Source organism: Lactobacillus sp. B4015, from assembly GCF_026536055.1.
Taxonomy (GTDB): domain Bacteria; phylum Bacillota; class Bacilli; order Lactobacillales; family Lactobacillaceae; genus Lactobacillus; species Lactobacillus panisapium.
Window position 1 is genome coordinate 153,080 of record NZ_JAFNOY010000004.1, and the last position, 26,968, is coordinate 180,047.

The window sequence follows — 26,968 nt, forward strand, 5'->3', positions numbered from 1 at the left end:
GTGTAAAAGAAAGTAAAACTAAAAAGAAGGTAAATCACCATGTAGTGAGTTACCTTCTTTTGTTAAAGTTTAAACTAGTTTTTAAAACTATTGTACTATTTTTTTTGATTAACCATAATTTCGTCAATTAAACCGTAATCTTTTGCTTCTTGTGCAGTCAGGTAATTATCACGTTCGGTATCCTTTTGGATTTTTTCTAGTGGCTGACCAGTTGTTTCGTGTAAAATCTTATTAATCTTTTCACGACTCTTTAAAATTTCATTGGCTGCAATTTGAATATCGGTTTGCTGACCTTGTGCACCGCCCAAAGGCTGATGAATCAAGACAGTTGAGTTTGGTAAAGCAAAGCGCTTACCTTTAGCTCCACTTGTCAAAAGAATTGATGCCATTGATGCGGCCATACCAATAGCAATAGTTGAAACATCTGATTTGATAAAGTTCATGGTATCCATGATTGCCAAACCAGATGTAATTACACCGCCAGGTGAATTAATGTATAATGAAATGTCCTTCGTATTGTCTTGGGCATCAAGGAATAATAATTGTGCAATAATTGAATTGGCCATATCATCATTAATCTCACCACTAAGCATAATAATTCGATCTTTTAACAAGCGTGAGTATATGTCATAAGCACGCTCGCCACGGGCAGTTTGTTCAATAACTGTAGGTACAAGCATTTTTTTACCTCCTGAATTAAAATTCATATCTATTAGCACTCTAATAAGTACAGTGCTAATTAAATCACTTACATCAAACCCTGTCAATGAAAGTGTATTAATTTTGTATTCTAAGTTACAACATTCTTATTATATAATACGAAGAGTAAACTAAATTTTTGGAGGAATAATTTTGAAGCTTATTAAAAAAATAGCAACAATGACGACAGCATTGATAGTCTGCTTACCAGCAACGACTGGATTGTGTGCAACTCCAGTTGCAGCTGATTCCAGTACTACGCAGCAAACACCAACACAAAACAATTCTAATAAGAATTCTGTCTCTGATACAGTTGACAATAATGAAAATAATGGTGAGAGCGCTGACGATGACGACGGCAATGGTAATAACAATACGGATGCAAAAACGCCGACAAATCCGAAAAATCCTAATGATGGGGATAATGGCGACGAAGACAAAGAAAATAAAAAGAAGCCAAAACAGATTATTACTGGCTATGCCATGATGACCAAAGTTGCCGGTAATAAGAATTATAAAGTTTGGCAAGATGTTAAAAATGGTAGGGTTGTCAAAAAAGTCGCTGACGGCATCAATTTCCAATACAATCACATTCAATCTGACCAATTGATTGAAACAAAGAAATACCGCTACTGGCGAATTTATGTTGACGGTCGTAAGGTCGGCTATGTCAATGAAAATTATTTTGCAAGAAATGAAATTGCTGTCCCTAAAACAGTCAGTTTAGTTCTTAATGATGGCTATGAATTTCCTACAAGAGATGCCATTTCCTATGCAACTAACTATATGGGAACAGTTATTGACAATGATAATGTCAAAGTGTCGCGTGATACCATACCATGTGCTACTCCAAAAACTTATAAAGTAAAATATACATATGGTAAGGCTACTGCTACTGTTAAAGTTACTGTCAGAAAGAGTACTAAAGAGGGAATTGCCGACCCAGACGTAACTAACAGTTTACCAGCTCAACCAGGTACTAATGACCATCAAGCATGGAAAACACACTATGGTTCTTCAGTTAATTATGTTAGTCCAACTGAATATTCTCCGGAAACTGAAAAACACACTTTGACAAGCGGTAATTTAACGCTAAAGACTAAATTCTATCAACCAGTTTTACTCAGTGTTAAAGACCCTAGTGATGATAATATTAACCGTGTAGGTCATATCCCAGAAGGCGTTACTGTGTCAAAGGGATGGGCATATACTAGTTTATTAAGCCATACATATTTAAGGTCAGGCCATATTGTAGGTTATGATTTAAATAAACTAACTAGTCCTTATAACGCTCAATACTTACTTGATATGTCACAAAAGGATTTTAACAATTATGTAAAGCACGTTAAAGTTAGTCCTTATATTCCGATTGGTCACGGTCAAGCTATGGGTTCAAGTGACAAATATATCTACGTCTTGAACAATGATAATACCTTGAAGGAGAGCAGTGATTCTGAAGAATTATTACAAATTCGGAAGAGCGACTTGCAAATTAATAAGATTTGGACCATTAAGACTTGGGTTGGTGACCAAGACAATCCACGTTACTTCCATAACGGTGTTGTGATGAATGATTATGAAATGTATACTGTTTATCACGATGTTAAGAATAATCGCTACGAATATTGGCAATTAACTCGTACTGGTGACAACTGGTATCCAAAATTAGTTGGTAAAACAGATGGTAATTTTGTTAATAACAACTCTCCTGTTCAAGGATTTACCTACGATCCTGAACATAAGAACTTCTATCTTGCCTTTAATGATTTAATCTTTAAGATCGGTCGTGACGGCACATTAAAAGATCATTATTCATTTGATACAGGCCGCGAGATTGAAGGAATTTCGGTTAATAACGGGCAATTATATGTTAATTTAGCTCAAAGAGCTGAATTGTTAGTAAGTATGAAAATCGATTAATTTGAATAAAGTAAAAAGCAAGAACAGTTAGTTCTTGCTTTTATTATTCTTTTTTTGACAATCTGGGCAAATACCAAAAATCTCCAGGTGACTTGCAGATGTAATAAAACCTGTTTGTTTTTCTGCCTCAGCGCGCATTCGATTTTCAACCGTTTCAAAATCTGGATAATAAACATCTGCAATCTTGCCACATTGTTTACAAATGATATGAAAATGGGGCTCGACAAAGTAGTCATAATGAAGAGAATCATCACTATTCTTAATTTCAATCACTATTCCTGCATCGACTAGTTTATTCAAAGTATTATAAACAGTAGCACGGTAAGTAGGTTCGTTACCACTGATTGCCTGAAAAATAGTACTAGCGGTGGGATGATTATGGTGCGACATTAAGTATTGTAAGATTTTTAAACGAGGCTTGGTAACCTTTAAATTATGTTGGCGCAATAAATTTTCTGCTTCTGTTAAATGTTTCGACATGAAGATCATCTCCTCAGACTTTTTACACCTAGTTTAGCATTAAATTACAGAAAAAAGCTGATTCTACATAATCAGTTTAATTATTTTTTAGTTTACTGATAAAAATATTTGAGCTAATTCTAGCTCGTTATCAATATGGCTAGCAATTAAACAGAATTTTTCTGCTAATTTGATTTAATAACTATTGCTTTAGTCATATAAAAGTGCAAAACTATATTTATAGTTTTATAGGAAGGTAAAAAGTAGATGAGAAAAAAATTGAAGCATAATTTACTAATTGCTAGCGCTACAGTTGCAGTTAGCTTATTTTTTTTGGGGAGTAATAATTCAAATATTCAGGCAAGAAGCTACCATCAAGCTGTAACTAAGATTGCAGGAGATGGTAATTTTGCTGTTTATCATCGTGTAACCAAGAATGGTCCAGCAGGTAAGTTTACCTCGACTAAATATTTGAAGCATGGCCAAATTCAGTCAAAGCAGTCGTTAGCGACAAAAAAGGGAACATTTTGGAAAATTATCGTTGATGGTCGTCCGGTAGGCTGGGTAAACCAAAACTTTTTTGCAAGAAATGAAATTTCTGTGGCTAAAAAAATTAGTTTAGTTCAAAATAGTGATTTTTCATTTAAGACCAGGGATGCAATTAATTACGTGACTAATGGTGCTGGTACTGCAGTTAATGTTGGTAAAGTAAATGTATCCAAAGCAAGTGTTAGTTCTGCAACTCCTGGAAAGACTACTATTGAATATCAATATGGCAAGGCTAAGGCTAGTGTAGATGTGACCGTGCGTGATGATAAAAATGAGGGTATCAGTCGAGCAGCTTTAACACCAAAGAACGGTCCAAAAGAAGTAGCAACATGGAAGGGTAGTTCAAAGTCATCTTCTAGAAACTGGAATGCTGCGCATCACTATACTTCAGAAACTAAGGCAAATACTTTTCGTGCAAATGGCTTAACCTTAAAAACCAAGTTGTTCCAACCACGATTTGTCAGCCTAGGATATCATGAAGCCGGAGATCAAATGGGCCAAGTAGGTGTAATACCTGAAGGTATTTCTGTTAACGGCTCTGATTTCACTGTTGCTCTGTTTAAATCCAGTCATGATCAAAATGGTCACTTAGTGACTTACAATTTAAATCGCGTTAATAAGTTTACTGCCCAAAACTTAGCAAATCTAAAATGGTCTACCTTTAAACGCTATGCCTCAAATATCAAAGTTAGCCCATACATCAAATTAGGTCACGGACAGGCTATTGGCTCTTCGACTGATTATATTTATGTTATTGCTAATAATAATACTGCAAGCAATTCTAATGCGTCAGAAGAGATCTTTCAAATTCGTAAATCGGATATGAAGATTAATCAGATTTGGAGTTTTAGAATTTGGAGTGGAGCTTTCCCACGCTATATTCATAATGCTACGTTTGATGGTGATAATACCATGTACTGCTTATTCCATAATGGTGGCAACGGCTATTATGAATACTGGAAAGTAACCAGAAATGGTGATACTTGGACCCCAGAAGAAATAGGAGCCACCAAGGGTAATTTTGTAAGTAATCATTCACCTGTTCAAGGTTTTACTTATGATTCGAACCGTAAGCAATTCTATATCGGGTTTAATGATTATATTTTCAGAGTTGACCAAAACGGTACGTATAAGAAAACCTATCATTTTAACGTTAAACGTGAGATTGAAGGATTATCAGCAGCTGGTAATAAGCTTTATGTAGAATTTGCTCAACGTGGAGAATTAACTGCTGGTCAAATTAAATAAAAGCAAATCTATCTGAGGTAGATTAATTAAAAAAACACAATTCCTACTAACGAGAATTGTGTTTTTTATTTGTTAAAATAGTTTTCACTTAATCTTTTTAAGATGGTGTATTTGTCACGATATTAAAAGACCACCTTAGAAGGCGGCCTTTAACTTGTCTAACTGATAAATTATGCCTTTGCATCTTGGTGATGCTTAATTGATGGCAAGATCATACCAAGCAATAATAAAACAATTGGTGTTGCAATGTTTAAGCCTAAAGTGAATGGATCAGGAGAATACATTCCCATTAAGCAACATGCAATTGTAACAAGTAACCCCCAAAATCCAAGAGTATATGCTAAACCCTGGTGTTTGGTCATTTCATAATTTTGACCGTTATGGAATTTTTTTGCTTGTTTACGTAAAGCAATATAAGCAATGAAAACCCACAGGTAGCGCATTGGCATTACAATCGAGTTTAGCTTAACTAATTGTGCCATGATCGCTTGAGCATTAGGCATAATTGCCTGTAAGACAATTAAACCCCCTGAAAGGCAGACAACCATCCAAATACCATTAATATATGCGCCGTGTTTGTTTATTTTTAGCAGTTTTTTAGGAATGTAATCTTTCGCTTCTTTGCTGCCCAAAAGAATACGTAGCGGGGCATCGATACTAATAACCAATGCTGAAAATTGTCCGATAACATTGCACCAAGCGTAAATATACATGAACAGTCCACCAACACCGTAGTATTCGCCTAGCTTATTGAAAGCCATGTAAGGTCCATTTGAAATGTATTCATTTAAATTGTTGTTTACAACTTTAGGATCAAACATTAAGGCTAAAGCAATTGTTCCTAAAATAGCAGAAATCATTACCATTGCAGCTAAGCCTAACATTGATTTAGGAAAGTTACGTGCGGGATCTTTCAACTTATTGACATAAGGTGAAATCTTTTCAGCTCCTCCAACCGCAAATACTAAAATTGATAAAGAAGTAAAATACTTAACATTAAAGTCTGGTACAAAATTCTTCCAATTCCAGCTAATGGTGTTAAAACCGGCATGTGGGTTAATTATCGGTGCCGCAAACATCATGATAATGAATAAAATAGACATGATGAACATTGAAGAACCAGCAATGGTTGACAATGTTTTAATAACTGGTAAGCCACGACTAGCAACCCAGCAGAAGAAGAGGAAGACAGCTAAAGTGGCAAGTTGAGTAACAGTGGTTGGCAAACTGTCATACCAATTCGTGTTACCAAAGATGCCCCAGGCCATTCCTCTTAATCCACCAGTACCTTTACTGGAAATATATACAACGTGAACAGCCCAAAAAGTCCAACCAGCATAATATGCCCACTTTGCTCCAAGAGTAGCATTAATCCATGAGGAAACTCCACCCTCTGAGTCTTTAAAGACAGAGCCTAGTTCCCCAACCATCAGTGAGTATGGTATGAAGAACAGTAGGAAAATAATAATCCAGCTAAGAATTACTTTTGTACCGTCAAAATAAATGAACCCATTAACAACGTTACCGAAACTCCAAACTATGGAGAAGGCCATCGTTGCCAGTGTGGTCCACATCATTTTCTTAGAATTTTTTTGTGATTTATCCATTAATCTTATTCTCCCTAAAGAAAAATATAATAACCTGATTATTATAACCTACAGCATGCTTAAAAGCTAATCTTTTAAAAAAGATAACTTAGGCAACCCTTTAGTAATTTGCTTTAGCTCGTTAAAAGTGTGAGACTAGTATTAATATATTTTTTTCGGAAAGGTAGAGTAATTGATGAACCAAAAGTTGAAAAGTAGGCTGCTAATTATGACCTTAACTGTCATGATTAGCTTATTTTGTGGGTGTAATTTATCAAAGGTAAGTGCCAAAAGTTATCATAAAGCTGTTACTAAAATTGCAGGAAAAGGCAAGTACCCAGTTTATCATCACATATCTAAAAAAGGTCCGTCGGCTAAATTCACCAACACTAAGTATTTTAAGCATGCCCAAATTCAATCAAAAAAATCAATTACTACCAAAAAGGGAAAGTACTGGAACATTATTGTTGATGGACACCCAGTCGGCTGGGTTAATCAGAAATATTTTGCCAGAAATAAAATTTCTGTTGCCAAAAAGGTAAGTCTAGTGCAGAATCCCTATTTTTCTTTTAATCCTGAAGATGCGATTAATTATGTGACTAATAGTGCTGGAACAGCAATTGATACTAGGAAAGTTTATCTTTCAACTCCGATCATTTATTCTGATAAACCCGGAACTACCACAGTGACTTATCGCTATGGCAAGGCTAAAGCGCAAGCGGACGTAACGGTCCGCTCTGATAAAAATGAAGGAATTGCTAAGGCAAATAAACCGTTAATGCCTGGTCCAAAAGAAGTTAGGACCTGGAAGGGTAGTTCAATTTCCACGTCGAGAAATTGGAACGCCGCTCATAATTTCACCTTTGAGACTCGACCTAATACCTTCAAATCTAAGGGTCTGACCCTTAAGACTAAGATGTTTCAACCTCGCTTTGTTAGTTTGGATTACAATAAAGCAGCTGATCGGATGGGACAAGTTGGTATTATTCCGGAAGGAATAACTGTCCGAGGTTCCAACTTCACTGTTGCCGTTTTTAATTCCAGTAATGACCAATATGGCCACTTAGTTTCGTATAATTTGAAGCATATTAGCAAATATGCTGCCCAGAATTTGCCTGGTCTCAAATGGTCTATTTTTAAAAAATATGCTGCGCATATCAAAGTGAGTCCTTACATAAAATTAGGTCATGGACAAGCAATTGGTTCATCATCTAAATATATCTATGTGATAGCTAATAATAATAAATCAAAAAATTCTATCGAATCAGAAGAGATTTTTCAGATTCGTAAATCAGATATGAAAGTTAGGCAAATTTGGAGTTTCCGAATTTGGAATGGCAAAGCACCACGCTATATTCATAATGCTACTTTTCCTAACGATCATATCATGTACTGTTCATTTCATAATGGTCGCAACAATTGCTATGAATACTGGAAAATGACCCGCAATGGTGATACATGGACTCCAGAAGAAGTAGGAGCCACCAAGGGTAATTTTGTAAGCAATCATTCGCCTGTCCAAGGTTTTACCTATGATAAACGACACGATCAATTTTATCTTGGTTTTAATGACTTGATTTTTAAACTTGCTAGAGATGGAACGTATTTAAAAACTCACCGATTGCATGTTAAAAGAGAAATTGAAGGGTTATCAGTTTCTGGTAATAAACTTTACGTTGAATTTGCTCAGCGAGGAGAATTAACGGCCGGAAAAACTAAATAATTAGATTAAAAGCAGCTTGTAAAAAAGCTGCTTTTTTATTTTAAAGTCATTCTCATAATTAAAATAAAATGATATTATTGTACTAAATTATTATTAATAAATATAGAAAAGTATAAAACTAAATTTAGTGCGAAGAGAGAGCAAATAATGACTAATTTAATTGAAACACATCAACTGGTGAAGAAGTTTAAAGATCAGCAAGTGCTTAATGATATTAATTTGCATGTTCCGGAAAGCAAAGTTTATTGCCTTCTTGGTCCTAATGGAGCTGGAAAAACTACCTTAATGAAAATTTTAACTGGAATGATTTCCGCTACAAGTGGTCATGTCGAATTTGCGGGGCACGAATGGACAAGAGCTGACTTGGCTAACATTGGCTGTTTAATTGAAAATGCTCCTTTATATGGTAATTTGACCGCCCAAGAAAACTTACAAGTAATTTGTCGTTTACGAGGATCTGCAGAAAGTGAAATTCCCAATATCTTGCAAACCATTGGGCTCGCTAACACCGGAAGAAAGTTAGCTAAAAATTTTTCTTTAGGAATGAAAGAGCGTCTAGGAATTGGTCTGGCTCTAGTTGGTAACCCTAAGCTTTTAATTTTAGACGAGCCAACTAATGGTCTTGATCCACTCGGAATTCAACAATTGCGCGAATTGATTGCTAAATTCAAACATAGGAAAATGACAATTATTATCTCTAGTCACATGTTATCTGAAGTAGAACATTTAGCTGATAATATTGGCATTATTGGTGGTGGCAAGCTTCTCCTGGAGCAAGAATATGATCATGAAACTGATTTGGAAAAGCTCTTCAATTCAACTTTGGCAAAGGCTGGTGCTTTGAATGTTTGATGTTCTAGTAAACGAAATTCTTAAAGACAAGCGAACACTAATTAGATCAATCACACTTGTCTTTCCACTTTTGATTATTATTTTCACTATGCTATTTTTCAATTCAACGGGTTATGTGATTGAAAGTACGATTAACCAGTGGAGTTTTTTATATTTTAACTTATATTTAGCCTTGATCATCGGTCTGGTTGATCGTCATGAAAAAGCTAGTACTGAATATAAAACGATTTTAAGTTCCCCAAATAATTTGTTTACGTTTGAATTAAGTAGGATATTGCACGGGGTACTGCTCTCATTGATGGTCAGCATGGTTTTAGCACTAGTTCTTTTTTTAGCTAGCTTCATATTTTCAACTAGAGTTGGTATTGTGTCTTGCTTAATTGCAGTTGGCGGACTTTTCTTGACCACAATCTGGCAAATTCCTCTATATACGTGGTTAAGTAGAATATCAAATCTCTATGTGACAATTGGACTAGCTTTTCTTGGGTCAATAATTAGTATTTCTTGTTTAGGAACATTTACTTGGGGAAAAATCTTGCCTTATAGCTGGTCGGACTTGTTTCCAGTTGCTTTGATAAGATTGCATGTCAATGGAATAGCACTAAAGGCAAGCGAAGTTGCCCCTGATGCTACTTGGACTATTCTTGCTTCAATTGTTTTATTTGTTCTGCTTAGCTTTTTGGCAGCTTACTCCTTTAGAAAGCAGGTGACTAAGAATGCCTAAATCAATTTTTAAAGCTGAAAATATTAAATTGCATCGCAGTATGCTGCTCTATTTACATTTAGCCGCCTTAATTATTTTTCCACTTCTAATAGGTGTTTATTATGGCAGCCGGAAAAATTTAACTACTTCCGCTAACATGGTTGATATGTTTAATACAATTTTGGCCCTTATTTCGCCGTTGGCGATTAGTATTGTAGTTTCTGTGGTTTTTGATCGTGAAGAAAAAGCCGGGAATTTTCAAAATTGGTTAACTCAGCCCATGACCAAGGGCAAAACAATTATGGGACAGCTAATTTTTTATTGGTTGCTGTATGTAATTGAAGTGATCGGCACAAACTTAATTTATTACTTGGTTTTAACTGCTGTCTATCACGTGACCGGAATTTCTTTTCTTAAGCTGTTTTCGCTCAGCATTGTCTTTGCAGTATTAGGATTTTTGCAGTATGAATTTGCAGAACTAGTTTCTTTGAAATGGAACATCGGTGGCAGCTTGATCTTGGGCTTTTTTGGTTCAGTGATTTCAATGCTAGGCGTTACTTCTTTATTTGATTTAGTTTGGCCATTTATTCCCTGGGCTTGGCAAAGTCGCTTAACCGTTTTTTGGCGGCTTAATATCCCGGCTGATTACGTCAAAATGGCGACATTATCTTATCTGGTACCGGTGATCTTAACCGCTATCTTAAGCTGGCTGATTTTCCGCTATTTTAATCATTGGCAGGGCACCAAAAAATAATGGTACATAAACAGGAAAAAACACTAATTTATCAGATTTCTGAGCCAAAGTAAATCTTTGTTAATTTGTAGATGATAAGAAACATTAAAAAAGCTTATAGTAGTTAAATTTTTAGGTAAATTTTCAATTTATTAACCTATTTTCAGTATATTTCCGGTATTATTAGATTTAGTCACAAAAAATTCAAAAAGGAGATATTTATGACTAAAAGAGATTGCATCGAAACTTTGGCATTTTCAAAAGAAGAAATGCAATACATAACTGATTTAGGTTTAAAGATTAAGGCGGCAATTGCTAATGGTTATTATCCGCCTTTACTTAAAGGAAAAAGTTTGGGGATGATTTTTGACCAATCATCTACCAGAACTCGTTGTTCGGCTGAAGCGGCAATGACTGAATTAGGCGGACATGCGCTATATTTAGCACCAGGTCAAATACAGCTTGGTGAGAATGGACACAAAAACTTAGAAGACACGAGTCGTGTTTTAGGAGACTTGCTTGATATTATTGGTGTGCGCATCAGTAGTCAGGAGGCAATAAAAAGCATTGCTTTGAGTTCAAGAGCACCCGTAGTTAGCTTTATGAGTGACGATGATCATCCAACTCAAGCTCTTGGTGATCTCATGACTATTGAAGAGAATATGCCGGCTGGCAAGAACATTGAAGATGTTAAGCTGGTGTTTGTTGGTGATACAACACAAATTACTCTATCTGCTTTGTCATTGTGTGCTCAAATGGGAATGAACTTTGCTCAGTATGCACCAAAAGAAAAGCAGATTTCGACTGCTATTTTAAACCAGGCGAAAAAAATTGCTGTCAAAAGTGGAGCTACAATCGAATTATCAGATCAAGATGACATACTGCAAGGTGCAGACTTTGTTTATACTGATGTCTGGTATGGCTCGTATGAAGACGAATTGACCAAGGAAGAATATCTGAAAATCTTCTATCCTAAATATCAAATTAACGAAAAACTGTTGGCAAAAACTCATAATACTAATGTTAAATTTATGCATTGCTTGCCAGCTAACCGTGAAGAGGAAGTCTCAACTGCTGTGCTTGAAGGTAAGCATTCGATTGCTTGGGAACAATCTGCAAATAAAAAAGCGATAATGCGAGCAATCTTTGCTTATTTATTAAAACCGAACATGAAACAAACATCAATTTCATTAATTAAACACTATGATGATGAATTAAACTGTTTATTTGAAAAAAGATCCTCATAAGAAGAATAATTGATTCAAGATAAATCAAAAAATAGATAAATTTAAAATAAAAATTAAAGAAGAATATGGAATAGTTTCTCATATTTATTGCCGTTTTTATCACTTTTCATTAGATAAAATTAAAAAGGATTTCTTTCATAAGTTAGTGAACTCTGGGAGTATGTGGCTCAAAGAGTCACATATGAATGAAAGTAATCCTTTTTTTGAAGTTTTATACAGCTGCTTCGATTTTACGTTGGGTATCTAAACCTTCTTTTATCCACAAATTTAGCTTTGAATCATTGACTCTATATATTGGAGCACTAATACTATATGCTCCAAGAACATCACTATTTTTCTTGATTGTAAATCCAATACAGCAAATCCCATCCTGATTTTCGCCAATATCAAGGCTATATCCTCTTTTTTTAGTTTTTACAAGTTCATTTAAAATGTCATCCCGATTAGTAATAGTTTTTTCTGTCAGCTTTATAAGAGCCGTTCTATCTAAATAATCTTCAATTTTTTCCCTCGGGAAACAAGCTAAAATCGCTTTACCCATAGCTGAAGAGTACATGCTCATATGACCACCTAACTGCAGGTCTAAGCGGATTGTATTTGTACTTTGAGCACGATCAAGCAAGGCGATACTATTATTTTCCAAAATGCCAAGATTCACTGCTTCAGTTGTTTTATCTCGCAAGTTATTAATAAAAGGCATGGCTATCCTGTCTAAGTTAAAACTAGTTTTTGCTTTTTGAGCATACGTAAGAAAAGTCAGACCTAAGTAATACTGCTTGGGATTTCCGACACATCTAATAAAGTCACAATATTCCAGAGTGGTTAATATTTTTAAAACAGTTGGTTTAGTAATCGAAACATGATTACTTATTTCTTTTAAGGTGGGAGGAGTTTCGCATTTGGAAATAAAATCTAAAATTTCCTTGGCTTTCAATAAAACTCCACCATATAAACTTTTTTGTTGCATTTTTTGTTCCTTCTAAAATCATAATCCAATAAATAATATGTGAAAGCCCTTGCATTAAATCTAAGAAATAATACAATATTATTATAAATAAGAAACAATATTTCTTATTTAGAAATTAAACAAGTAGAATTATTGGAGGACAACTATTATGATAGAAATTCATGAATCTGAAAAAGAAATTCGTCAACATGAGGATGAGTTGAAAAACAATTTTGATATGAATAAATTTAGCCTTGCAGGAAAAGTGGCAATTATCACCGGAGGTAACACTGGTCTTGGTCAAGGGTATGCTATTGCTATGGCAAAGGCTGGTGCTGATATTTTTATTCCAACATTTGGTGAAAAGGAGTGGGCTAACACTCGAGAAATTATCGAAAGTGTTGGGCAAAAAGTTGAATTTATGAATTGTGACCTCACGGCTAAAGGAGTTCCTCACAAGGTGATTGATGAGGCCATTAATAAAATGGGTCATATAGATATTTTAGTGAACAATGCTGGAATGATCAAACGTAATCCTTTGCTTAAATCCAAAAACGAAGATTGGGACAAAGTTATTGCAATCAACTTAAGTGCAGTTTACCACATGTCTCTTGAAGCTTCTAAAGTTTTTGCAAAACAAAAGGCGGGAAGAATAATCAATATAGGATCGATGCTGTCTTATCAAGGTGGAAAGTTTATTCCTTCCTACACTGCTTCAAAGCATGGTGTAGCCGGATTAACAAAAGCGTTTGCTTCAGAAATGGGCGCATTTAATGTAACAGTTAATGCTATTGCTCCAGGTTATATTAAAACAGAAAATACAGCTCCAATTCGTGCTCAAAAAGATCGTAATGATGAAATTTTGGGCAGGATTCCCATGGGCCATTGGGCAGAGCCATATGAATTAATGGGTCCTGCTGTATTTTTAGCGAGTGATGCAGCAGCTTATGTAAATGGTGCCATTTTACCAGTAGATGGCGGTTATTTAGTGCGTTAAGTTTTCTATAGTTAGGGTTTGGAGGAGATTATTTTGGCTGTTGTCAATTACATTATGTCTTTGGGAGCAAGTGTAATGATGCCAATAATTTTTCTTATTCTAGGTATTTGTATCGGAATGGGATTTGGTAAATCACTTGTTTCTGGTTTGAAAGTTGGAGTCGGTTTTGTGGGCTTAAGTGTTATTACGCAACTTCTTTCTGACAATATTGGTCCAGCTGTTAATGCGATGGTAAAAACTTACCATTTACATTTATATACTTTGGATATAGGTTGGCCAGCTGCTTCACAAGTCGCTTTTGCGACATCAGTTGGTGCAATTATTATTCCGTTAGGATTGTTAGTAAATATTATTTGCTTAATAATTGGTACTACTAAAACGCTGAATATTGATCTTTGGAATTACTGGCATTTCGCTTTTATTGGTTCAATAGTATATTTTGCAACTGATAGCTTTTGGTGGGGTTTGTTTGCCGCCTGTGTGACAATTATTGTTACCCTAATAGGAGCAGATAGATCACAAAAGAAGGTGCAAGAGTTTTATGGCAAAGATTTAAATGGTATTTCGCTTCCTCAGGCTTTTTGTGTTAGTTTCATCCCTTATGCAATAGTCGTTAACTGGATAGTTGATCGCATACCTGGGCTTAACAAGGTTGACATCGATGCTGATAAAATGAAAGAAAAATTTGGTGTCCTTGGTGACCCAATAGTTTTGGGAGTCATTGTTGGAATAGTTATCGGTATTTTGGCTAAATATCCCTTTGCGAAAATTTTGCAGTTGGGCGTTATTTTAGCAGCGGTCATGGTTTTGATTCCTAGAATAACAAATTTGTTTATTGAAGGTCTATCGCCTATTGCTAATCGTACACAGGAAATTGTAAAACAACGTTTTAAAGGTAAAGAATTTAATATAGGGATGACTCCAGCTTTGGTTATCGGTCACCCGGTAACCTTAGTAACCAGTCTATTATTGATTCCGATTATATTATTTTTATCCGTTGTAATTCCTGGCAATCAATTTCTGCCTCTTGCCAGTTTATCTGGTCTAATCTACATTTTTCCTTTAGTACTGCCGTATACTCACGGAAATGAATTAAAAACTTTGTTGGTTGGTATTTTGAGTTTGGTATTAGGTGTGCTTTCAGCAACAACATTAGCAGGTATTTTTACGAAGGCTGTAAAAATAGTGCAAGCAAGTCTTATACCTGCTGGAACTTCTTCAGTCGCAAGTATTGATTTTGCTGCTAGTCCTTTAGCTTGGATAGTTTATGAGGGTACAGTTAATCTACCGATTATCGGTGGGGTTCTGCTAGGATTTATTGTAATTACACTAATGATTTGGAATAGAAGACAAATAAAGAAAGGTCTGTAAAGTGACAGCCTCTTTTAAGTTTTAATGCTTATAATAATTAAGGAAAACTTGTAGATTAAAAACTTAGTTAAAGTCACTCTAAAAAGAATTTTTTAAAGATTGTGGAATTTTAAAAATAGTCTTAAAGGCTAGATATTAGTTTTAATATCCAGCCTTTTACTTTTAGCTCCCTAAACTTTATTGTTTTATCTATCTTGCTGATTTAAAAATGTAAGCTTTTATATCAATTGTTTATAGTAACATTAATAGCCTTATAGAACTCTAAAAAATTATTTACTATTGCGTAATTAAGAAGTAACTATAATCACTTAATTTTGAGAGTTGTGTTTTAAATATTCTGCTTAAATTATCGTCAGAATTTATTAAGATTGCAATCAACGCTAACCATTTATTTTTATCACTATAAAAACCGCTACTCAGAAATAGTAGCAGTTTCTTATTGAGATTATTTTTATGGGCCCCCTGAGAGTCGAACTCAGATTTTAAGAACCGGAATCTTACGTGCGATCCATTACACTAAGGGCCCGGATAAATACATCAAGTAGTATACCAAAAAAATTGCCAAAGTTAAAACTTTTTTGCTAAAAAAAAGCATTTTAAGGAAGATGACGCAATTTACGGTCACAAATATAAAAGATTCAAGGTGATGAGATACGTGAATAACAAAGTATTAAAACAATTTTTATAAAGCTTTTTAGTTAAAAACTAGTATGCTATCAGCAGTAATCGGGCAGACTCGAAAGTAATGAGACAGTAACCTCAAAAATTAAGTATTTAATGTCGACAATTGTGGGCATTAATTGCTTTTATTTTCCTTGAATTATTCAAAAAGGGTTGTTATACTATAGATGTCGATTGAGAAATGGGAGATCTTAATATCGTAAGTCTACGTTTCTCTTATATTTTTAGACAATCTGGGACGAAAAATGACAAATATTGGGTCATGTTTGTCCCAGAAGAAGGAGAGAAGTCGATGTACGCGGAAATTCCTGTGCTAGAAGCTCTCGTTCCTGACATCTTAAAAGTTTTTCGGCAAAGGTATCTTGTCCTTGAGCAAATTTCTCTTCATGCACCTGTTGGACGCAGAAGTGTTGCTCGGTCATTGGGACTTTCTGAAAGAAATGTGCGAACCGAAACAGAGTATCTTCGTGAGCTTGGTTTAATTGAGATCAAGAGTTTTGGCATGTTTATGACAGAAAAGGGCAAAAAGATGTTGCAAGAAGCAGCACCACTGGTTGATCGCTTGTTTAATGCTCGTGAGACTGAAGTCGATTTAGCACGTAAACTTGGGATTGAACGAACGATTATTGTTCCTGGTGATAGTGATTTGCAAGAGCTAGTCTTTGAAAAGATGGGAGAAGAACTAAATTCTGCTCTGGATCTTTTATTGCCGCTCGGGCATTCGATTATTACTGTACTAGGTGGAGCTGCACTTGCAAAGTCAGCTAGAAATTTGTCTAAAAGTTTAGGTAAAAATCGGCAATTGGAATTTGTACCAGGTCGGGGAGCCTTAGGCGAAAATGTTGCTATTCAAAGTAATACAATCGTCCAGGAAATGGCCGCTGAGACTGGTGGTAACTATAAAACTTTATATTTACCTGAACAGGTTTCAACAGAAGCTTATAAGTCTCTGATTCGTGAATCAACTGTTGCTGACGTGCTTGAAGATATTTCTAAGACTGATGTCGTAATTCACGGAATAGGGCTAGCTCATGATATGGCACGTAGACGAGGATATGATTCAATTCGTTTATCCGAGTTGCGTGAAAAAAAGGTCGTCACCGAATGTTTTGGGTGTTTCTTCGATGGCGATGGAAAGATTGTTGACCGCGTGCACCAGGTTGGCTTGCAGTTCGAGAATCTAAATAAAATACCTCACATATTTGCCTTTGCTTGTGGTAGCCGGAAGGCAAAAGCAATCAAAGCTTATATGCCTAATGCTCCTCATCAAACCTGGTTAATTACTGATGAGGGAGCCTCAAATAAGATTTTAAAGGAGAAATAATTCTCATTTAAAATAAATAGATGTTTATAGTTCTTAAGGAGGACTTTAGAATATGACAGTTAAAATTGGTATTAACGGCTTTGGCCGTATCGGTCGTTTAGCATTCCGTCGGATCATGGATTTAGGCGAAAAGTCAAAGGATATCGAAGTTGTTGCTATTAACGACTTGACTACCCCAGCACTTTTGGCACACTTGTTGAAGTATGACTCAACTCATGGTACTTTTGACCACGAAGTTTCAGCTACTGACGACTCAATTGTTGTTGATGGTAAGAAATACCGCGTATACGCAGAACCACAAGCTCAAAACATTCCTTGGGTTAAGAACGATGGCGTTGACTTTGTTCTTGAATGTACTGGTTTCTACACTAGCAAGGCTAAGTCACAAGCTCACCTTGACGCTGGTGCAAAGAGAGTCTTAATTTCAGCACCTGCTGGTAATGACTTGAAGACTATTGTTTACTCAGTAAACGATGACACTTTGGACGCAAGCGACAAGATCGTTTCTGCTGGTTCATGTACTACTAACTCATTGGCACCAATGGTTGATGCTTTACAAAAAGAATTTGGCATCAAGGTAGCTACTATGACTACTATCCACGCTTACACTTCAACTCAAATGCTTTTGGATGGACCTGTTCGTGGTGGTAACATGCGTGCTGCTCGTGCTGCTGCAGTTAACATTATTCCTCACTCAACTGGTGCTGCTAAGGCTATTGGTCTTGTTGTTCCAGAATTGAACGGTAAAGTTAACGGTCACGCACAACGTGTTCCAGTTACTGATGGTTCATTGACTGAATTAGTTTCAATTCTTGACAAGAAGGTTACTGCTGATGAAGTTAACTCAGCATTGAAGAAGTACGAAAGCCCATCATTTGCATACAACGATGACGAAATCGTTTCAAGCGATGTTGTTGGTATGACTGCTGGTTCAATCTTTGACCCAACTCAAACTATGGTAACCACTGCTGGTGACAATCAATTAGTTAAGACTGTTGCTTGGTACGACAATGAATACTCATTCACTTGCCAAATGGTTCGTACTTTGTTGAAATTTGCTACTCTTTAATCGCTAAATTTGATTACTGTTAAGTAGTAAAGAGAAGGCGGAGGGAAATTCTTCCTTCCGCCTTTTTTTCAAGAGAAAATAATTAAGTTATCGGAGGATAAAGATGGCTAAATTAATCGTTTCAGACCTTGATGTTAAAGATAAAAAGGTTTTAGTTCGTGTTGACTTTAATGTCCCAATTAAAGATGGTGTAATTGGTGATGACAACCGGATCGTTGCTGCACTTCCTACTATTAAGTACATTATTGAAAATGGTGGTAAAGCCATTTTGCTTAGTCACTTAGGTCGGGTAAAATCAGACGCAGATAAAAAAGAATTGACTTTAAAGCCTGTTGCTGATCGCTTAAGCGAATTGTTGAACAAGCCTGTAACTTTTGTTGCCGAAAATGAAGGCAAAGAAGTTGAAGACACTATTAACAACATGCAAGACGGCGATGTTGTTGTCCTTGAAAACACTCGTTTCCAAGATATTGACAATGATTTTGGTAAGCGTGAAAGTAAGAATGATCCTAAATTAGGTGAATACTGGGCTTCACTTGGCGATATGTATGTCAATGATGCTTTTGGTACTGCTCACAGAAGTCACGCTTCTAATGTTGGTATTGCTGAAGCAATGAAAAAGGATGGTAAGCCTGCAGCAGCTGGGTTCTTGATGGAAAAAGAAATCAAATTCTTAGGCGATGCCGTTGCTAATCCAGTTCACCCATTCGTTACCATTTTGGGTGGTGCCAAAGTTTCAGACAAAATTGACGTTATTACCAACTTGATTCCTAAATCAGATCACATCTTAATCGGTGGTGGTATGGCTTATACTTTCCTTGCTGCACAAGGTCACGAAATTGGTAAGTCATTATTTGAACCTGACAAGGTTGACTTAGCTAAGAAGCTCCTTAAAGAAGCAGATGGCAAGATTGTTTTACCAGTTGATAACCTAGCTGCAACCGAATTCTCAAATGATGCTGCACGCAAGGTTGTTGGTGATGATATTCCTGAAAACATGATGGGTCTTGATATTGGTCCTAAGACTGTTGAAAAATTCAAGGATATCTTAAAAGACGCTAAGACTGTTGTATGGAACGGCCCAATGGGTGCTTTTGAAATGTCCAACTTTGCTGAAGGTACGTTAGAAGTAGGTAAGGCTTTAGCTGATCTTACTGATGCTACTACTATCATTGGTGGTGGTGACTCAACTGCTGCTGCTAAGCAATTAGGTATTGCTCCTAAGATTACCCACATCTCAACTGGTGGTGGTGCTTCTCTTCAATACCTTGAAGGTAAGGAATTACCAGGTATTGCCTGCATCTCAGATAAATAAGCTATAGGAAAGGACGTCGATTAAATGCGTACACCAATTATCGCTGGTAACTGGAAATTAAATATGAACCCAGAGCAAACAGCAGAATTTGTTGCTGCTATTAAGGATAAGTTGCCAGAATCAAGCAAAGTAGAATCATTAATTTGTGCTCCAGCTGTTGACTTAGATGCTTTGAAAAAAGCTGCGGCTGGTTCAGAATTAAGTGTTGGTGCTGAAAATGCCTACTTTGAAGATGAAGGTGCCTTCACTGGTGAAACTTCACCTAAAGTTCTTAATGAAATGGGAATTAACTACTGCATTATTGGTCACTCAGAGCGTCGTGGTTACTTCCATGAAACTGATGAAGACATTAATAAAAAAGCTAAGGCTTTATTTGCTAACAATGTTACCCCAATCGTTTGCTGTGGTGAATCACTCGAAACTCGTGAAGCTAACAAGCAAGAAGAATGGGTAGTTGGTCAAATTAAGGCAGACTTGGAAGGTCTTACTGCTGACCAAGTCGCTAACTTAGTAATTGCTTATGAGCCAATTTGGGCTATCGGTACTGGTAAAACTGCTAGTTCAGACCAAGCTGAAGAAATGTGCAAGACTATCCGTGATACGGTTAAAGACTTGTACAATGAAGAGACAGCTGAAAATGTTCGTATTCAATACGGTGGTTCAGTAAATCCAGGCAACGTTAAGGAATTAATGGCTAAACCAAACATCGATGGTGGTTTAGTTGGTGGTGCATCACTTAAGCCTGACTCATACTTAGCTTTAGTAAACTACCAAGACTAATTTTAACTGTATCAAAGAAAAAGCTTCTGCCATGAGCAGAAGCTTTTTTTGTATGTAAGAATGGAGTAATTCGTTCGGTCAATCGTTTTTAAAATAGTTTAGAGTTTCATTGCCTTAACTATCTTTATAAGATTATAATGATAATCAACATAATAAAAAATAAGGAGGCTTTTAATAATGAAGTTGCGTAAAATAATTACCGTGCTGCTAGCGACAGTTACATTGACTACAGTCAGTGGATTGCTAACTAGTCAACCGGAAATGGTGCAAGCCAAGCAAACAAAAATTAAGATTAAGAAAACAAAAAATGGCTTTACAGCTAATTTTAATTTTCCTCAATCTTGGCGTGGCAAGTGGTATAGCTATACTAATCAGAAATTGAAAAGTATGGAAATTCATTCCGAGGGTTTAAATACGCCGTGGACTGGCGAATATGTGAAACTTGTTACACCAACAAAGGTTAAAGGAACTAATAAGTATATCTGGCAAATGGGTCATAAATGGAACCAAAAACATTATCCGGTTATCAAAAAAGTTTCGCGCGTTTCTACTAAAACACTTAATAAGCAAAAATTGATTATCATGAGTCCAATTGACGAAAAATCTTTAAAGATGGGCTACGCTTTTGCCTTAGAAACTAGGCAATTAGATGGAACTAACCAGGAAATTATGTTTGAGGCAAACCCAATAACTGGTCAAATTTATGAACAATTCTTTAGGTCTCCAGAATTAGCCCAAAAATATAGTGGGTATCGTTTTAATGACTTAAACTATCTTTCTTATGAAGTAAACTAGAATAAACAAAGTAGAACTATGATTAAAAAAGCAAATTTAGACTTAAAATTGCTTTTTTTGCTAACATAGTATTAGTGGATTATTTAGTTTTACATAAAGGAGAGTTAAATTGAAAAAATTAAAATATTTATATGCTCTAATGGGAGTGTTTACTATCGGTCTTTTTGCCTACAAGGCTTTTAATAATGAAATTTTACCTCCTACGCAGATAGTACAAGCGCAACATGTTAAAGGAGACTTAGGCAAATTTACTGTTCCCAAGAGAATGCGGGAACTTGGTATGGTAAATATTTTGATATAGGTGGAATTAAGTCAAAAACGCTTAATAAATTGAAAGTGTCAGCTCATAAAATTGGTGGAACAGTTTTACATAAACAAACTGCTAATTTTAATGGGACCAGGATTCCAAAAAAAGCGCAAAATTGGGCAAGAGTATATTACCCAGTCACTTATAAAAAAGATCACGGTATTAAGTATGTTGGCATGTATCCTTGGGTTAGCCCAGCATCTTCTGGAACACATCTCGGTTTGTACCATTATAAGGGTCATAAAGTTTTAATTGAGAGAACAACGTCTTCTTCTAGAATAACCAATGTTTACTGGAAATCTAAGCGTTTAGCCAAAAGATTTGGTGGGCATAAGCCAAAAGAACTTAAGCGATACGCAGAGGATTAAACGTCGATTAGTTAGCAACCTTTTATTTTATAATAGTAGTCTTATTTAGCTTTGGGTTGATATTTGAGAATAAATCCTTTTACTCATATTCAAAACTGACCATTTTAATGAACATATAGATAAATAAAACTAATTTGCTTAAAGGTACACTTTTAGCAATTAACTGGTATAATAATAAATTATCTTAGGTTCTCAGGAGGCCGACAATATGAAAAGTAAAAAGATTATTACACTGCTTGCAGCCGCAACTGTTACTCTGACTGCTGCTACTGGTGTAGCCGCAACTCAAGCAGAGCAAACCCAAGCAGCTAGTGTTAAGAAAAGTAAATATGGCTTTAAAAGGTCATTTACTTTCCCCACATCTTGGCGCGGCAAATGGTACAGCACCAATAATTTGACTCCAAGTCCAATGAACATTCAAAAGACTTCTTTTGATACACCATGGACAAACGAACATGTGAAAGCTGTCAAAGTTGGTAAGGTTAAGGGTACTAGCAAATATCCTTGGCAAATGACCAAAGCTTGGAAATTAAAGAATGCTGGTGTATTTGCAAAATATACTCGGGTAACTACTAAGAAAATGAACGGCGAAAAGTGGATTGTTTTGAGTCCAGTCGATCAAAAGTCTACTAAAAAGGGTTATGCATTTACTGTAAAAACTGAGTTAATTGATGGCAAAAAAGAACCTGTATTGTTCCAATCACATCCGCAAGAAGGAAAGGTTACTAACCAATTCTTTACTTCTGAAGAATTAGCTAAGAAGTATGCGACATATGAGTTTAAGGACATGACTTACAGCAAAGTAAATCCTCGTCAATAATATTGTGACTGCAACTACTATCATGTAGTTGCAGTTTTTTGTTTAATTTTGGAGAAAACAGTGAAATTACTTTTATCAGGCGATAGTATCATAGCGCGAAAAGAAGGTTTAACTGAACCCCATATTAACTATAATTTAAAAAAGCTGCTTTCAAATCTTCAGGTTATTAATACCGCTGTTGCGGGAATTAACTCAGTAAAATTTTATGACTTGATTTCCGAGTTGGCTTTAAAAAGAGAACATTGCGATAAAGTAGCGATCTTATTGGGTACAAATGATTTAGCTGCCAATAAACAGGTACCAATTGATCAATTTAAGCAAAAGATGGCATCAATCGCTTCTAGCCTTATTCAAGTTTACTCACCAAAAGATATTATTTTTATTTCGCCGCCAGCCATTGATGAACTAAAGCAGAAATACCGCACAAATTATTTAGTGGCACTTTACACTGCAGCGATTGAAGAAGTTACTAGAGATTACCATCTGCAATTTATTAATTTGTACCAAGCAATGATTTCTAGTAAAGAAATTAAAATACTTTGTCGTGGCTTACTTGATGATGGCTTACATTTTGGCAATGCAGGCTATACCTTACTAGCTAATTTGCTTTTTGAGCAACTAACTAAATAATAAAAAGCACCCCCACCGAGGATGCTTTAATTAAATTTTACATTATATTTTTGGCCGATTGGCGGAAACGTTGGAAGCCGCAAGGGAGTGGTATGCCATTGGGTAAACAAAGTGGCACATAACAAAATGAAGGGAACATCTTCTGGTCGTAGAATATTGCAGGTAAGAACTACGCCAATTTTTTGGACATCCGTTTTTACAGTCGCTACTTTTTTGATTCCTGATAAAAACTTGTAACTCCCGTTTTTAATACTTCCGCTAACGAGGTAATTTAGCCGAGTGACATAAAACAGGTTTGTAACTTTACTATTGAGACGTTTAACCTTTACTAAAGAATGGTTAACAACGTCGATGGTATAAGAAGAAATAATCCCATTTCCGTCAGTATAAAGACGTCCAATTTCTGTCCCATGAGTATTTTTTAGATAGAGGGTATGATTGGGATTATCAAGATTACCCTGAATAATATACTGAATTTTACCTTGCTCATTGGCTACGGGAATTTGACCATACTCCTGTTTTTGATTTAGTTCCAATAAATAGCGCATTCCAGCACCTCTATTCTTTAGCGTTATTGCTAATAAACTTCTTTAAAATATAAGCTACTCCATTTTCATTATTAGTTTTAGTTTTAACTTGTGCAATTTTTTTGATTGCGTAGACGGCATTTCCCATTGCCACACCGGTACCTGCATCCCTAATCATGCTTTCATCATTAAGGTTATCGCCAATTGCCGCAATTTCATTTTGCTTGATTCCCTTTTTTTGTGCGTAGTCCAATAATGCCGGTCCTTTTTGGGCCTTGATATCGTTGATTTCGATGTTAGCAGAAGAGCTGGAAGTAACAGCAACATTGCCAAGTGCCGTGATTTCTTTTTTGACGTCAACAAACGCTTCTGGTCCATGACCGTCAAAAGCAATAATTTTCATAACTTCAAAATGGGGATCATTTAAAAGTCTGGTAAAACTATTAACATGCTTCATACTAAACATTGCATTACTGCCAGCGGAGGTTGCCACAGCCTTTTTAAACGTCAGTCCCGGATTAAGGGCAATTAGTGATCGAGCTAAGTTAACAACTCGCTGACTTATATCTAGCGAATAAATTAGGTCTTCGGTTACTAACTCATGGTAAATATGATGTTTTTGCAAGATGTTGACAACTTGCTCCGCTTTATCATTTGGTAATGCGTGTTTAACTTGCAACTGATTATTGGCATCATAAACCAAAGCACCATTGATGTTGATGAATCCTGTTTTAAGGCCATAATTTTCGATTACTTTACGTGACTGTTGTGGTGAACGACCAGTTGCAACTAAGAATTCAATGCCATTTTTTTGAGCTTCCCGAATTGACTTAATATTTTCATTAGATACTATTAAATCACTGTTAAACAAGGTACCGTCCAGATCGCATGCTACTAATTTAATCAAGATAAAATAAGCTCCTCCTCCCGAAAATCGGTATTTTTTACTTCTCTATCATATTAACATAATAAGGGGAGAAAACTTTTCACATTTTTAAATAAAATCTAATTAAATAGAAGATAAAGAACCGTTTAAATGTCGAAAATTCTGCACAAACATTATTAATTTCATGATACCATAAGGGCTAGTGAAAGAGAGGCTATTGCTAGAATGAAAAAATTTATTGGTAATGACTGGGACGAAGTATTGGCTCCTATATTTGACAGTAACGAATATCATGAATTACATGAATTCTTAAAAACAGAGTACAAAACTAAGCGGATATTCCCAGATATGTATCATATTTTTACTGCTTTTAAGTTAACCCCTTTTGCTAAAACAAAAGTAGTCATTTTAGGTCAGGATCCCTATCACAATCCTGGTCAGGCAACAGGAATGAGCTTTGCTGTAATGCCTGGAGTAAAATTGCCACCGTCATTACAAAATATTTATAAAGAACTATATGATGATGTCGGCTGTGTGCCGGTTCAACATGGTTACTTGAAAAAATGGGCAGATCAAGGAGTGCTCCTTTTGAACGCAGTTTTAACAGTTCCTTATGGTCATGCTAATGGTCATCAAGGTAAAGGCTGGGAAAAAGTAACGGATGCTGCTATCAAGGCTTTGAGCGCTCGGGGAGAAGTAGTTTTCATTCTTTGGGGAAGATATGCTCAAAATAAAATTGCATTAATTGACCTTGACCGTAATTTTGTGATTAAATCAGCTCACCCCAGTCCATTTTCGGCAGATCGTGGCTTTTTTGGCTCACGGCCATTTTCTCGGTGTAACGAGGCCCTGCGGAAGTTTGGGAAAACCCCAATTGACTGGCAATTACCGCAACAAGTAACACAATCAGATTTAGTATAGGTGAGATAATAAATGAGTATTTTTGAACTATTAAAAAGTAAAGTAAAGAACGCGGGTAAAAAGTACCGCATTGTTTTCGCAGAAGGAAATGATGAAAGAGTATTAGCCGCTGCCGCTGCATTGCAGCAAGATAATGTTTTAGAGCCAATTTTATTAGGCGACACAGCTGAAATTGAAAATGTTGCTAACCAAAATAAAATTTCATTGGCCCAAATACAAGTGGTGAACCCCGAAAAATTTCATGCGCTAGATGAAATGATTGCAGCTTTCATTTCGGCTCGGGATAAAGAAATAACTAAGGAAGAAGTCCGTGAAGCGTTAAAAGATCCTAATTACTTTGGTACAATGCTAGTTAAAATGGGCAAGGCTGATGGTATGGTTTCTGGGGCCGCTCATTCAACCGCGGAAACCGTTCGTCCCGCTCTGCAATTAATCCATACTGCAGCCGGGATGAGTCGTGTTTCTGGTAGTTTCATCATGGAACGTGGGGAAGAAAAATATCTTTTTGCTGATTGCGCAATTAATATTGCACCAGATGCTAAAACGCTGGCAGAAATAGCCTATCAATCAGTTCAAACAGCTAAATTAGCAGATATTGAACCACGTGTAGCCTTTTTGAGTTTTTCAACTAAGGGTTCTGCCAAAGGTGAGATGGTTACCAAAGTAGCTGAAGCTGCTTCGCTATTCCAAAAACAGTACCCAGATATTCCTGCTGATGGCGAGTTGCAATTTGATGCTGCATTTGATCCCGCAGTGGCAGCTAAAAAAGCTCCAGACTCTGAGATTAAGGGGAGAGCTAATATTTTTATTTTCCCAGAACTACAGTCTGGTAATATAGCATATAAAATTACGCAGCGTTTGGGGAATTTTACGGCTATTGGGCCCATTCTGCAGGGAATTGCACAGCCGGTTAATGATTTATCACGGGGTGCAAGCAGTGATGATATTTATCATATGGCTGTTTTAACCGCTGCTCAAGCGCTATTAAAGGATAAATAGTAATGAAAATAAATATCAATTCTTCCACGGAAATGAAACAACTTGGTGCTGCGATTGCAAGTACCGCTAAAGCACATGATTTACTGCTGCTAAATGGTGATTTAGGAGCTGGCAAAACCACTTTGACGCAAGGTATTGGCGAGGCTTTGGGGGTTAGGCGCCCTGTTAAAAGTCCTACTTTTACCATCGTTCGTGAATATGAAGAAGCTAAGTTGCCAATTTATCATATGGACTTTTATCGTTTAGAAAATGATGATTTATCATCAATTGATTTAAGCAGCTATTTACAGCAGCCGGGACTAGTGGTAATCGAGTGGCCTGAAGTTGTTAAAGCCGATCTGCCTGATCAATATTTACAAATTGTAATTCGCCGGGTTGATGATAGTTGGGATTCGACTAAAAGAACGGTTGAATTCCGCCCACAGGGAAAGCGAAATGAAGATTGGGTAGCCGAAATTGCGAATAAAATAAAAAACAGGACTTAACCATTTTAGTCCTGTTTTTAGTATGATT

At 36.1% G+C, this 26,968-nt stretch carries 27 protein-coding genes; 21 read left to right on the top strand and 6 right to left on the bottom strand.

Going from position 1 to position 26,968, the window contains the following annotated elements; genetic code table 11:
* Positions 1-95: 95 nt before the first annotated feature.
* The gene (gene clpP, locus J3U71_RS05415; RefSeq protein WP_220269397.1) at positions 96-680 is read right to left on the bottom strand and encodes an ATP-dependent Clp endopeptidase proteolytic subunit ClpP; all 585 of its coding nucleotides are present in this window, start codon (positions 678-680) and stop codon (positions 96-98) included.
* 172 nt (positions 681-852) lie between these two features.
* Here clpP and J3U71_RS05420 point away from each other — a divergent pair, with 172 nt between their 5' ends.
* Positions 853-2,619 (top strand): SH3-like domain-containing protein, encoded by a 1,767-nt coding sequence (locus J3U71_RS05420; protein WP_258562426.1) that lies wholly within the window; start codon positions 853-855, stop codon positions 2,617-2,619.
* Positions 2,620-2,646: 27 nt separating this feature from the next.
* Here the strand turns inward: J3U71_RS05420 and J3U71_RS05425 are convergent, their stop codons facing one another.
* Positions 2,647-3,099 (bottom strand): Fur family transcriptional regulator, encoded by a 453-nt coding sequence (locus J3U71_RS05425; protein ID WP_267392836.1) that lies wholly within the window; start codon positions 3,097-3,099, stop codon positions 2,647-2,649.
* 246 nt (positions 3,100-3,345) lie between these two features.
* Here J3U71_RS05425 and J3U71_RS05430 point away from each other — a divergent pair, with 246 nt between their 5' ends.
* On the top strand, positions 3,346-4,875 hold the full coding sequence (locus J3U71_RS05430) for an SH3-like domain-containing protein (RefSeq protein WP_267392835.1): 1,530 nt from the start codon (positions 3,346-3,348) through the stop codon (positions 4,873-4,875).
* Between the two features lie 170 nt (positions 4,876-5,045).
* Here J3U71_RS05430 and J3U71_RS05435 read toward each other — a convergent pair whose 3' ends face one another.
* Positions 5,046-6,482 (bottom strand): APC family permease, encoded by a 1,437-nt coding sequence (locus J3U71_RS05435; RefSeq protein ID WP_220269400.1) that lies wholly within the window; start codon positions 6,480-6,482, stop codon positions 5,046-5,048.
* Positions 6,483-6,657: 175 nt separating this feature from the next.
* Between J3U71_RS05435 and J3U71_RS05440 the strand changes: the two genes are divergently transcribed.
* The 5 genes from J3U71_RS05440 (at position 6,658) to argF (ending at position 11,719) form a co-directional block, all read left to right on the top strand.
* A complete protein-coding gene (locus tag J3U71_RS05440) occupies positions 6,658-8,184 on the top strand; it encodes an SH3-like domain-containing protein (protein ID WP_416381422.1) in 1,527 nt (508 codons plus the stop codon).
* Between the two features lie 147 nt (positions 8,185-8,331).
* Positions 8,332-9,036: a lantibiotic protection ABC transporter ATP-binding subunit gene (locus J3U71_RS05445; RefSeq protein WP_323848335.1), complete on the top strand. Its 705-nt coding sequence runs from the start codon at positions 8,332-8,334 to the stop codon at positions 9,034-9,036.
* Positions 9,029-9,760: a hypothetical protein gene (locus J3U71_RS05450; RefSeq protein WP_267392834.1), complete on the top strand. Its 732-nt coding sequence runs from the start codon at positions 9,029-9,031 to the stop codon at positions 9,758-9,760. Before J3U71_RS05445 ends, J3U71_RS05450 begins: the two co-directional genes overlap by 8 nt.
* The gene (locus tag J3U71_RS05455) at positions 9,753-10,493 is read left to right on the top strand and encodes a lantibiotic immunity ABC transporter MutG family permease subunit (RefSeq protein WP_267392833.1); all 741 of its coding nucleotides are present in this window, start codon (positions 9,753-9,755) and stop codon (positions 10,491-10,493) included. Before J3U71_RS05450 ends, J3U71_RS05455 begins: the two co-directional genes overlap by 8 nt.
* Before the next feature lie 200 nt (positions 10,494-10,693).
* Positions 10,694-11,719 (top strand): ornithine carbamoyltransferase, encoded by a 1,026-nt coding sequence (argF, locus tag J3U71_RS05460; protein WP_267392832.1) that lies wholly within the window; start codon positions 10,694-10,696, stop codon positions 11,717-11,719.
* A 211-nt stretch (positions 11,720-11,930) separates the two neighbouring features.
* On the opposite strand, the gene J3U71_RS05465 is transcribed toward argF, so the two are convergent.
* Positions 11,931-12,686, bottom strand: a complete 756-nt coding sequence (locus tag J3U71_RS05465; RefSeq protein ID WP_267392831.1) for an IclR family transcriptional regulator — start codon at positions 12,684-12,686, stop codon at positions 11,931-11,933.
* Between the two features lie 148 nt (positions 12,687-12,834).
* Here J3U71_RS05465 and kduD point away from each other — a divergent pair, with 148 nt between their 5' ends.
* From kduD to J3U71_RS05520, 11 genes are all read left to right on the top strand, one after another.
* Complete coding sequence (gene kduD, locus J3U71_RS05470) at positions 12,835-13,662, top strand: 2-dehydro-3-deoxy-D-gluconate 5-dehydrogenase KduD (protein ID WP_267392830.1); 828 nt, start codon at positions 12,835-12,837, stop codon at positions 13,660-13,662.
* A gap of 33 nt (positions 13,663-13,695) precedes the next feature.
* On the top strand, positions 13,696-15,033 hold the full coding sequence (locus tag J3U71_RS05475) for a PTS galactitol transporter subunit IIC (protein WP_267392829.1): 1,338 nt from the start codon (positions 13,696-13,698) through the stop codon (positions 15,031-15,033).
* A gap of 973 nt (positions 15,034-16,006) precedes the next feature.
* A complete protein-coding gene (locus J3U71_RS05480) occupies positions 16,007-17,038 on the top strand; it encodes a sugar-binding transcriptional regulator (protein WP_267393016.1) in 1,032 nt (343 codons plus the stop codon).
* 52 nt (positions 17,039-17,090) lie between these two features.
* The gene (gap, locus tag J3U71_RS05485; RefSeq protein WP_103752134.1) at positions 17,091-18,107 is read left to right on the top strand and encodes a type I glyceraldehyde-3-phosphate dehydrogenase; all 1,017 of its coding nucleotides are present in this window, start codon (positions 17,091-17,093) and stop codon (positions 18,105-18,107) included.
* 103 nt (positions 18,108-18,210) lie between these two features.
* Positions 18,211-19,422: a phosphoglycerate kinase gene (locus J3U71_RS05490; RefSeq protein WP_103752135.1), complete on the top strand. Its 1,212-nt coding sequence runs from the start codon at positions 18,211-18,213 to the stop codon at positions 19,420-19,422.
* A gap of 24 nt (positions 19,423-19,446) precedes the next feature.
* Positions 19,447-20,202 carry a triose-phosphate isomerase gene (gene tpiA / locus J3U71_RS05495; protein ID WP_267392828.1) on the top strand — a complete coding sequence of 252 codons (756 nt, stop codon included), beginning with the start codon at positions 19,447-19,449 and terminating at the stop codon, positions 20,200-20,202.
* A 177-nt stretch (positions 20,203-20,379) separates the two neighbouring features.
* Entirely contained in the window at positions 20,380-20,997 is a 618-nt protein-coding gene (locus J3U71_RS05500; protein ID WP_267392827.1) for a hypothetical protein, read from the top strand.
* Between the two features lie 109 nt (positions 20,998-21,106).
* Complete coding sequence (locus J3U71_RS05505) at positions 21,107-21,298, top strand: hypothetical protein (protein WP_267392826.1); 192 nt, start codon at positions 21,107-21,109, stop codon at positions 21,296-21,298.
* Between the two features lie 35 nt (positions 21,299-21,333).
* Positions 21,334-21,672 carry a hypothetical protein gene (locus J3U71_RS05510; protein ID WP_267395709.1) on the top strand — a complete coding sequence of 113 codons (339 nt, stop codon included), beginning with the start codon at positions 21,334-21,336 and terminating at the stop codon, positions 21,670-21,672.
* 208 nt (positions 21,673-21,880) lie between these two features.
* Complete coding sequence (locus J3U71_RS05515) at positions 21,881-22,492, top strand: hypothetical protein (RefSeq protein ID WP_267392824.1); 612 nt, start codon at positions 21,881-21,883, stop codon at positions 22,490-22,492.
* Positions 22,493-22,552: 60 nt separating this feature from the next.
* Positions 22,553-23,122 (top strand): GDSL-type esterase/lipase family protein, encoded by a 570-nt coding sequence (locus J3U71_RS05520; protein ID WP_267392823.1) that lies wholly within the window; start codon positions 22,553-22,555, stop codon positions 23,120-23,122.
* A 26-nt stretch (positions 23,123-23,148) separates the two neighbouring features.
* On the opposite strand, the gene J3U71_RS05525 is transcribed toward J3U71_RS05520, so the two are convergent.
* On the bottom strand, positions 23,149-23,670 hold the full coding sequence (locus tag J3U71_RS05525) for a hypothetical protein (RefSeq protein ID WP_164715366.1): 522 nt from the start codon (positions 23,668-23,670) through the stop codon (positions 23,149-23,151).
* Positions 23,671-23,680: 10 nt separating this feature from the next.
* Complete coding sequence (locus tag J3U71_RS05530; protein ID WP_267392822.1) at positions 23,681-24,556, bottom strand: Cof-type HAD-IIB family hydrolase; 876 nt, start codon at positions 24,554-24,556, stop codon at positions 23,681-23,683.
* Between the two features lie 204 nt (positions 24,557-24,760).
* On the opposite strand from J3U71_RS05530, the gene J3U71_RS05535 reads away from it, so the two are divergent.
* The 3 genes from J3U71_RS05535 to tsaE are packed head-to-tail and all read left to right on the top strand — an operon-like array spanning position 24,761 to position 26,940.
* A complete protein-coding gene (locus tag J3U71_RS05535; RefSeq protein ID WP_267392821.1) occupies positions 24,761-25,456 on the top strand; it encodes a uracil-DNA glycosylase in 696 nt (231 codons plus the stop codon).
* A gap of 12 nt (positions 25,457-25,468) precedes the next feature.
* Positions 25,469-26,455: a phosphate acetyltransferase gene (pta, locus tag J3U71_RS05540; RefSeq protein WP_220269423.1), complete on the top strand. Its 987-nt coding sequence runs from the start codon at positions 25,469-25,471 to the stop codon at positions 26,453-26,455.
* 2 nt (positions 26,456-26,457) lie between these two features.
* Positions 26,458-26,940 carry a tRNA (adenosine(37)-N6)-threonylcarbamoyltransferase complex ATPase subunit type 1 TsaE gene (gene tsaE / locus J3U71_RS05545; RefSeq protein WP_220269424.1) on the top strand — a complete coding sequence of 161 codons (483 nt, stop codon included), beginning with the start codon at positions 26,458-26,460 and terminating at the stop codon, positions 26,938-26,940.
* Positions 26,941-26,968 lie beyond the last annotated feature (28 nt).